Raw genomic sequence first — 10165 nt, 5'->3', positions numbered from 1 at the left:
TTCTCATTTCGAGAGTTAGTTATATTTATATCAATGCGTAAGCAGTGAGGATTAATTGCTAAAATACTATTTGGTGTTCTTGTTAAGCCTATATTTGAAAAAAGATAACAGCAATTTAGTGAGCGTATTAAAATGTTTGGATTGTAATGAATACAGTAGATAGGTCGATACCTGTATAGCGAAATAATCACAGATAATGCAAGTTCATACGATCGTCAGGAAATTTCGAGTGCACACAGCTTAGTATTCAGTCTCATGTGAGTATATCCCAGCGGAACCACCCAAATAGACCTCATAAACAATTAATAGACCACCTAAAATAAACTTCTATACTGGAACCGCTTTTAATAGACCGCTTAGCTAATTTTATATGAATTCATATAAGATTAGCTCATAACTCGTACTACGACCCGAAGCCTCAGATTTTCGCATCATACCCTTCTCTACTAAATCATTGATATCGCGCAATGCAGTATCGGCTGAGCATTTCGTAATAGTCGCCCATTTTTTAGTAGTGAGTTTGCCATAAAAGTCAGTCAGTAGAATATTGAGCATTTTTACTTGGCGCACGTTCAACGCTTGCTCTCTATATGTCTGCCAAAAATTTGCTTTGCTGACTATTCTATCTGTCGTCTCTATCGCTGATAGTAATGCTTGCTCTAGAGTTTGCAGAAACCAAGTTAACCACTTAGTAATATTACTATCGCCTTTTTGCGTTCGCTCTAATATTTTGTAGTAATCATTGCGCTGTGTGAGAATCTGTGCGGACATACTATAAAATCGTTGATCACTATCATCACTTTGCGCTAGCACTCTTTCCGTAATAGCACGGGTTAATCTTCCGTTCCCATCATCGAAGGGATGCAACGTGACAAACCATAAATGAGCGATACCTGCTTTGATGACAAGATCTATATTGTCCTGCTCATTTGGTGAAGTGTTAAACCAAGATAAAAACTTGTCCAATTCCTCTGATAGCGTATCGGCACTAGGGGCAATAAAATGAACCTGCTCGCGACCGTAGCCGCCAGAGACCACTTGCATAGGTCCTTGACTGTCATCACGAAGCGCGCCAGCCTTAATACGATAAAGCCCACTATAGCCATCTGGGAATAGCGCCCTATGCCATCCTAATAAGTCATCTAACAATAACGGCTTCTCATAATGATAAGTTGCCTCAAGCATCATCTCTACTACCGCATCTATCTCACGAGTAGCAGTTAGCATACCCTTATCATCTATTCCTAAGTGGCGCGCGACAGAAGACCTTACTTGCTCATTATTTAATGACTCACCCTCAATCTCGGATGTTTTAACGATCTCCAGTGTCACCGCATCAAGCTGAGCTTCGACATTTAAGTCAAAGCCTAAGGTTGAGAGTTTGCCAAGTAACCTCCCTTGTAGTATTCGCACACGACTGACGAGAGGTAATAACTCTTTATCCGACCACTGCCATTTAGTCCAGTCCGATCTTTCATGAATATAGGTAATATGCTTCATATTTGAGCCTCAAATCATGCGGTAATTAATGTTATTATTCTCCGCATATTATGCATGGATTAAACAGTCCATTCAACGCATTTCAATTTTGAATTTGCTTATTTAATAAAGTGTAGGATCAAGTAACAGAAGCAAATACGATAGGGAAACTACTATAAATTGATTTATCGAAGACAGAGTAGAGGTGAAAATACTAAAAAAACATGGTGCCCAAAAACGTGTTAAGTTTTAATTTATATTAATAGTAATTACTTTATAATGAATAGATAACACCTGTAGCCCTTTAAAATAAGTAGATACAAGTTAACAACCATTTATAGCAGTTCGTTGACCTACTTTGACATGGTAGAGGTTGTTACATGCGTGAGTCAAAGTGCTGCACTTATTCAATGACGCTAAGAGGAACACAAGGACAAGTAATGGCAGAGATTAATGGAAAGCGGTTATCTTATCTTTATGAAGCGGTAACGATGGGTACAATCAGGGCTGCTGCAGATAAGCTCAATATTGCTCCCTCGGCCGTCAGCCGACAAATATCTCTGTTAGAAGAAGAATTAGCGAGCACGCTTATTGAACGGCACCGCAAAGGGGTAACGCCGACAGAATCTGGTAGTATTCTCTTGCAGTTTTATCGAGAATCACTTTCTGCTGAAGAAGCTTGTGTTTCAAAATTACAGGCGGTGTTGGGATTACAGCGAGGTCATATAAAGCTAGCAGTGGGCGATGGTTTTATTGGGGATTTGATGCTTGGCCCATTATCTGAGTTTTCCCGTCTATATCCGGAGCTAACACTGTCAATCAGTACGGGTGGATCAAACGAAGTGATTCGTCAGGTTGAGGAGGACGAAGCGCATATTGGGCTAGTATTCCATTCTAGCAGTCATCCGCGCATCCGCTCACAGGTTGTTAGTTGTCAACCAATGTATGTGATTGTCTCGCCTGACCATCCATTAGCCAATCGAAATACACCGATGCAATTGGAAGAGCTTTTAGAATACCCAGTGGGACTGGCCGAAAATCGTTTTGGCGTACGCCAGTTAGTAGCGATGGCTGAATTTCAACAAAAGATTCGATTTAACCCTACCCTAACCACCGACTCATTCAACGTGCTAAAGAATTTTGCTCGCTCAAATATGGGGTTTACCTTTCTACCATATTTTGTCGTGTCCAAAGAAGTCGAAGACGGTCATTTGATCGCAATCTCTATAGACAATACCTTACTGGCAAGCGGTGAAGCTCATCTCGTAACGCGGTTGGGTCGTCATCTATCACAAGGTCCGCATGAGTTACTACAGCATCTAAAGTTATGGATGAAAGATTTATAAGCAGGCTATAGTCAGTGAGAAGTAATATCAATACATCATGCACTGCTCATATCAATTTTCTGGCTTGCTGTGCCTGCGCAGACAGAGGCTGCAAAAATTAATATGAGCAGTACCGTAGCGCTTTTATTGTTTTTTAACTATACATTCCCATCAGGCCGAGCACCGACGATTTGTCAGTGACGTGATCAATACCAATGGACGCCTTTTACAGCAAAGCTTGGGCCACTATGGCAGAACCCAAGAAAGTGCCCGTAAAGGTGAGTAAAGCAACCACTGCGATTTTAAATCCGGATTTTTTAAACAAATTCACTTCCATCTGAGAGATTGCAAACCCTGCATAGGCAAGTACGGGAGTAATAAGTTGCAACACGCCTAACTTATCTGTTTCTACTAAGACATACTCACTCATTGGAAACTGTGGCAGAGATATCAAAATAGCCACAATTGATATCCAAGCAATAGCGGGGACATTGACAGGAATGACTTCCTTTAATAAGACGCCAACGATACAACAAGCGAACAGAATTAACATGGCAGGTAGCGCAGAGATTGGATCAACGCCTTGTCCTACCCAATTACTGAGTAATAGAACGATACAGATAACCGCTAACAGGGATAAAGACTGCCATACTGATAAAATAGATTGTTCTGGTATTTTTAGATCAGGATCTGTTTGCGTCGCAGCGGTACTATCATTCTTTTTCTTAAACTTGCTAGTAACTTTATATAAAAACTCTGTGAATGGCAGGGCAACAAATAAACTGACAAATAGCCCTGTGGCATAGGTTAACAGGTTAGAAGTCGCTGCAAAGGCAGTAATAGTCTCCGCTTGCTCAGGTACGGTTTCCGCGAGCGCTGCTGAACAAGCACCCATCATACTGCCACTACCAATACCACAAGCCATCGCCAATGCACGGATATCCATGATATCCATAGAGGCAATAATACCCGCCATCAATGAGAAGTAAATTGCGCCAAACAACGTACCCATCACATAGACACCCATTACGCCGATACCTTCGGGACTTTGAAGTCCATACTTATCAGCAATGAGCGCAATATTAGGTTCACGAGCAATTGAGTGAGTGGCACCAATAGCCTCTCTCCCCATGCCAAACACCAATACAGCCACAGGTAAGGCGATAAGGGCAGTAGCTACATTGCCTAATTCTTGTAGTAAAAGGGCGGGACCTGCGGCTATTATTTCTTCTACTTTAGGACCGACACCAACACCAAACTTTGCAATAAAAGGCATGATACTTAAGAGAACCGCATAGCTTGCAAATTTTGCTCGGTCTTTGGAAATAACCGCTTTCATTGATGGTATAACGTTGGGGTTTAACAGTAGGGTAAATATGAATGCATATAATAAAGGCAGTAAGACTAGTGTACCAATGCCAATTGGAATCTTGATGATCCCTATCCATTCTGCAAGTAGTGATGTAACAATCACTAATAAATGTAGCTTCCAATCAAACAAGTACTTGGTCATTGTACTTGGTAGCACACTGGTATTATTCATAGCAACTCCCTTTGCAATTTATAGTTTCTACTTAATGATTTCTACGTGTTGTTACTACTTAATTTATGCAGACATTTTTGGTAGTTGAGACTCCACTAAAGATACCCATACTTTAATACCGGTCTCAATAGCATCGTCATTAAAATCATAAGACGCATTGTGTAGTGGTTTGGAGGGACTATTACCATCAACACCTAACCAAAAATAAGCGCCTTTGACGACTTGACTCATGAATGAAAAGTCTTCAGAGGCCATGGAGGGTTCTACATCAGTATTTACCTTATCAGCCCCCAACACGTTAGTAGCAGCTTCTTTGATTTCAAGATAGGCTTGACTGTCATTAGTGGTGACTGGATAGCGAATATGGTAATCCATCTCGCCTGTAACACCATATAAAGGTGGTAGCGCTGTAACCATTTCTGTGAGCATGTCTTGCATGGACTGGCGTACGTCCATATCAAAGCTACGAACCGTTCCTTTTAGAATAGCGTAATCAGGGATGACATTAGTCGTATCACCACTATTCATCTGCGTTACGCTAATAACACCTGATTTGAGGGGAGATATTCGACGAGAGACAATGGATTGAATATTAGTAATCAATGCCGCGCCTGCTGCTATAGGGTCAGCCCCTAAATGTGGCATCGCTGCATGAGTGCCTTTACCCGTTAAAGTAATCTCAAAAGTATCAAAAGATGCCATCATCGGTCCGTTGTTGACCGCAATCTCTCCCACAGGTAGGCCTGGCCAATTATGCAACCCGTAGACGGCGTCCATAGGGAACTTATCAAACAATCCATCGTCAATCATCGCCTTTGCACCGCCTAAGACTTCTTCAGCAGGTTGAAAGATAAAATAAATGGTGCCGCTAAAATTCTTATGTTGGCTCAGATGCTTTGCCGTACCAAGCAGAACGGAAGTGTGACCGTCATGACCACAGGCATGCATACAGTTTTCATGAGTAGATTTATGCTCAATATCGTTTTGCTCTTTTATTGGTAGCGCATCGATATCAGCTCGTATGCCAATAGTCGGGCCTGAGCCGTTCTTTAGAGTACCGACAACGCCCGTGCCGCCCAACCCTTGATGCACTTCGATTCCAAAGGATTTTAACTTATCAACAATAAATGATGAGGTCTTGAACTCTTTAAAACCAAGCTCTGGTTGACTATGAATCTGCTGACGCCATTGCTTTACTTCACCTAGTAGGGTTTCGTTAATTAACATCTGTTTTCTCCTTACGTACTATTGAATTGAGTAACCAAATTGGATAGCAGAATCTTTTGCTGTTTCGACCCAGACACTTTTGGTCTGTGTATATTCAAGTAGACCCTCATAGCCACTCGATCGGCCATAGCCACTCTCACCAAAACCACCAAATGGCGACATGACGTTGATTGCCTTATAACTATTTATCCAAAATGTTCCGGCATTTATTTGAGCAGCCATCCGATGCGCACGGCCGACATCAGCCGTCCAAACCGCGCCCGCTAAACCAAACCGACTGTCGTTTGCTATCGCTACCGCCTCTTCTTCTTCATCGAATGAAATAACAGAAACGACAGGTCCAAAAATTTCTTCCTGCGCGACTCGCATATCATTTTTCACATTGGCCAGAACGGTTGGCTGATAAAAATAACCATTTTCACCACCACGAATGTCACCTGCCTTTCCGCCTGCGGCAACAACCGCCCCTTCAGCAATACCGTCCGACACTAACGAGTGTACGTGGTTAAACTGTTTTTGATTATTGATCGGTCCCACCATCGTGCCTTCATGCCATGGCAAACCCACGGGCAACTTACTGGCGGCCGAGGCAACGCGTTCCACGACTTCTTTATAGATATCACGATGGACCAATAATCGAGCACCCGATACACAGCTCTGTCCAGCAGCAGAAAACACGGCAGCTTGTGCGCCCACTACCGCACGATCAAGATCAGTATCTGGGAAAATAATATTGGCTGACTTTCCGCCCAGCTCCAGTACACAAGGAATGACACGTTGCGCAGATGCTGAAGCAATGAGCGCGCCCGTCTTTGGTGAGCCAACAAAAACGACTTTTTTGGTGGCTGGATGAGCAATGGCAGCAGATGCCGTGGTGTGTCCCAATCCATTAATGACATTGACCAAACCACACGGGATACCTGCGTGCTCAAGGATTTTAACGAGTGCCGTTGTGCTGAGTGGGGTTAACTCAGACGGCTTTAGTAAGACGGCATTTCCTGCACAGATAGCAGGCGCGATTTGCCAACCTCCGGTAAATACAGGTGCATTCCAAGGGGTGATTTGCGTCACCACACCATACGGCTCATGACGAGTGTAGTTTAAGTGAGTGGTTGGTACAGGGATAACTTGTCCCATAATCTTGTCACACCAGCCAGCATAGTATTCAAACATATCAGCAACTTTTGCCACCTCAACTCGGCAATCACGAATAGGTTTACCTGCAGAGATACATTCTAGGCGTGCCAGAGATTCTGTGGCTTCGCGTATTTTCATGCCGCACTTCCACATTAGCTGACCTCTTGCACTGGACGTCATCGACCACCATGCTTTTTGAGCTTTTATGGCAGCAGCAGCTGCTTCAGCAACAATATCTTTTCCCGCATCACGATAGCTTAAAAACACCTGACCGGTTGCTGGATTAGTCAGATCGATGCTGTCTCCATGACCTGCAACCAATTCTCCATCGATCCAGCTGCCAAATTCAGAAGTACCCAGCAGTTCATTAAGTAAGGTTTCAACTTGCTGCTCGCCATTTCCTTCTACGATAAAACTCATCATCTATTCTCCTAAGCCAGCACTTTTTACGATGCAGTTAAAATCATCCTGATCAGGTATGTTTGCTTCGCTTTGCGACCAAATCTCAGCTACCTGCTGCGCCAAAGGCAACGCTAACCCCATCTCACCAATCATATTTTTTGCCAGACGTACGTCTTTACGCATCAGCTGCATCGTAAAACCGGAATCAAAACTTTGATTGAGAATCCAGCGAGGGAAGTTTACTTCACTGATTGCACTACGACCTGAGCCCGCATTCAGACCAGCAATAAGGTCTTTAGGGTCAAGTCCTGCCTTGGTACCCAGAGTGACTGCTTCAGCGGTGGTTACAAGATGTGCAGCACATAGGAGATTATTGATGAGTTTAGCGGCATGGCCATTGCCAGACTTGCCCATGTAGACTACATTTGAGCTTAAGGCATCCAGATATAACTTTGCACGTTCAAGAGCGCTACTTTCGCCGCCAGCAAGCATGACCATAGTGCCAGCTTCAGCGCCCGCCGGGCCGCCACTAACAGGGCAGTCCAATAATTGATGGCCTAGCTGATCCAGCTCTATCGCGAGTGCTCGCGTCACTTCTGGTTCTGAGGTAGAGGTGTCAATAATTAAGGTTTTGGGCTGAGCATGGTCGATGATGCCATCCTTGCCTTTAATCACTGCTTGGACATGCTTTGCCATAGGCAAAGATAGAATGATGATGCTAGATTCAGCGCATAGCGCTTTGATATCTGCAACAACATTTACGCCGATTTCCTTGGCAGCTTGGCGTTGGGTTTCTCCTATGTCCGTGCCGAACACATTAAAACCTTCGCGAAGCAAAGACTGAGCCATACCGTTACCCATACGGCCTAACCCGACGATACCTATGGTTCCTTTAGACATATCTATTCCTTTAGTTTTGTATTTTCTTTCAATTTTATTGTAACTAATCAGCTATTAAGTAGAACTATAATGAATAACCTTTTGTGTTCTAAAAAAGGCAACACCAATGTGAGCAATAAGATGCTCTTCTATTCACTTCGTTTTGTTATTTACGAAAACTGCTGAGGCGTTATTAAGGTAACTACGATAGGTTTATAGGATTCATGCGGATTGATGACTTTGCTTTAACGACACCGTCCTTGCCGTTTTGATGGGCAGGGTTCTTGTGCTGATAAGATCACCTGAATGAATACTGAGACTGAGCTATGCTATGCTATGCTATGCTGAAGAAAATGTAGGACCAAACTTGGTAAACTACCAACTCTATGAGGAGTTTATCATGACCAAGAAAATGCAAAGCTACAGTGCTGAATTTAAAGCAGAAGCTGTCAAAAAGATAGCAGACACCAACGGCAATGTTTCAGCGACTGCAAAGCAGCTAGACATAGCCATGCAGACCTTATCTAACTGGCAGAACAAAGCGCATGAAGGCAAGCTTATCGGCACCAAGCAATATGATACTGAGCTCATGGCTATACTAGAAGAGAGTAAACGTCTCAAACGTGATCTCAAAGTTGCTCAGGAAGAGCGAGATATTCTAAAAAAGGCCACGGCGTACTTCGCCAGATACAGTTTATGAAGTATGTTTTTATCAAGGATAATCAGAAAACATTTAGTATCACCTGCATGTGTTACGTATTAGATGTTAATTCATCAAGCTATTACAACTGGATAAATCGTGGTATCAGTGATCAGCAGATTCATCGCAATCAGTGTGAACTGCTTGTAAGGGGCTCATAGCGAGACTAAACAGCGCTATGATATTGATCGTTTGCATGCTCATCTTGCAGAGCAAGGCTATCATATCAGTCAATACATGGTCCGACGAATCAAAGAAAAGTGCTGCATCAAATGCCGTTGTCACAAGCACTTTAAAATCACTACTAACTCTAATCATGATAACCTGGTCTATCCAAACCTGCTCGATCAGAAATTTGATACTAATCACCCTAACAAATCTTGGGTCAGTGACATCACTTATACATGAACAAATGAGGGTTGGTTATACTTAGCGGGCGTTAAAGACCTTTATACTAAAAAGCTCGTCGGCTACGCCATAGGCAAGCATATGACCGCAGATTTAGTTTGCCGTGCACTCAATATGGCAATTAAGAATAAACGACCAAGCTCAAACCTGATTTTATATTCTGACAGAGGCAGTCAGTATTGTAGCAATGAGTATCACAAGATCATTAAGCAGCATAAATTTAAGGGCTCAATGTCCAGACGTGGCAATTGCTTTGACAATGCGTCAATAGAGAGCTTTTGGGGTGTCTTAAAGAATGAGCTGGTGTATCACCAAGACTATGAAACAAGATTCGAAGCTATCAGAGATATAACTAAGTATATTGAACTTGAGTACAATGACGAGCGATTGGCAAAGCACTGCTTTGCAGCGACGCAAGACAAGAGATGTGCTCGCAGTGAGACTAGGATTCAAAAGGGCTTGGGCTATAAATTGCCAAGACAAGTGTGGTTTGATTATTATCGTCAGGCTGCGTAATTAAAATCTCCCAGGCTTAAGTCTACGGGATTGACGGCAGGGGTCAGAACTGTGAGACTAGTATTCTGAAGAGTTTAGGTGATAAAAGTAAAGGACAGATGTGATGTAATTATTACCATCAAGCAGATTTAATAAAAATCTCTTTTCATGTCATCTAAATGAGTTAACCACTGCCCTTACTCAGCGCTATGTAATATTAATTTCATAGCTAAACTTTCCTGCCAGTCCATATGATTCTCTATATTCAATGGGATCACCTTCTAAGTTCTTAGCAACGCGGCATACCTTAACCAAGTTTTCTTGCTTAGCATTGGCCAAATAAGGATCGCTGTGATCAGTTACAAAAAACAGTGTCTCTACAGCAGACGACACAAACTGCCCACACTTTGTGTAGTAAAACGGATAGAGAAGATTCTCAAAATCTTCGGGTTCTAAGTCTGCAAAGGCTTGGTAACGACTCTTAGGTAACCAAATTCTCTCACTCAACAAAACTTTATCTTCAACCATACGCATACGTTCTATATAGATTAATGCTTTGTTTTTAGCTAT

The 10165-nt window shown here is 42.7% G+C and carries 7 protein-coding genes and 1 pseudogene; 2 read left to right on the top strand and 6 right to left on the bottom strand.

All coding sequences use genetic code 11. The annotated features are described in order from the left end of the window. Positions 1–366: 366 nt before the first annotated feature. A complete protein-coding gene (locus JMX93_RS14140; protein ID WP_499205085.1) occupies positions 367–1500 on the bottom strand; it encodes a Fic family protein in 1134 nt (377 codons plus the stop codon). Positions 1501–1919: 419 nt separating this feature from the next. Here JMX93_RS14140 and JMX93_RS14135 point away from each other — a divergent pair, with 419 nt between their 5' ends. Then, positions 1920–2825 (top strand): LysR family transcriptional regulator, encoded by a 906-nt coding sequence (locus tag JMX93_RS14135; RefSeq protein WP_499205084.1) that lies wholly within the window; start codon positions 1920–1922, stop codon positions 2823–2825. Positions 2826–3030: 205 nt separating this feature from the next. Here JMX93_RS14135 and JMX93_RS14130 read toward each other — a convergent pair whose 3' ends face one another. From JMX93_RS14130 to JMX93_RS14115, 4 genes are all read right to left on the bottom strand, one after another. Then, complete coding sequence (locus JMX93_RS14130) at positions 3031–4347, bottom strand: DUF3100 domain-containing protein (RefSeq protein ID WP_499205083.1); 1317 nt, start codon at positions 4345–4347, stop codon at positions 3031–3033. A gap of 63 nt (positions 4348–4410) precedes the next feature. Continuing rightward, positions 4411–5574: a M20 aminoacylase family protein gene (locus JMX93_RS14125; RefSeq protein WP_499205082.1), complete on the bottom strand. Its 1164-nt coding sequence runs from the start codon at positions 5572–5574 to the stop codon at positions 4411–4413. A gap of 18 nt (positions 5575–5592) precedes the next feature. Then, complete coding sequence (locus tag JMX93_RS14120) at positions 5593–7134, bottom strand: aldehyde dehydrogenase family protein (protein ID WP_499205081.1); 1542 nt, start codon at positions 7132–7134, stop codon at positions 5593–5595. After that, complete coding sequence (locus tag JMX93_RS14115) at positions 7135–8046, bottom strand: NAD(P)-dependent oxidoreductase (protein WP_499205086.1); 912 nt, start codon at positions 8044–8046, stop codon at positions 7135–7137. A 346-nt stretch (positions 8047–8392) separates the two neighbouring features. Here JMX93_RS14115 and JMX93_RS14110 point away from each other — a divergent pair. Next, positions 8393–9616 (top strand): annotated as a pseudogene (locus JMX93_RS14110) (IS3 family transposase). Between the two features lie 186 nt (positions 9617–9802). Here the strand turns inward: JMX93_RS14110 and JMX93_RS14105 are convergent. After that, the coding region (locus JMX93_RS14105) for a UTRA domain-containing protein (protein WP_499205080.1) at positions 9803–10165 on the bottom strand (363 nt) is incomplete at its 5' end.

The sequence above is a fragment of the Psychrobacter muriicola 2pS genome, assembly GCF_904846535.1.
Classification (GTDB): Bacteria; Pseudomonadota; Gammaproteobacteria; order Pseudomonadales; family Moraxellaceae; genus Psychrobacter; species Psychrobacter aquimaris.
Note: the sequence above shows the minus strand (reverse complement) of the source record. Positions and strands in the feature narration are given on the sequence as shown.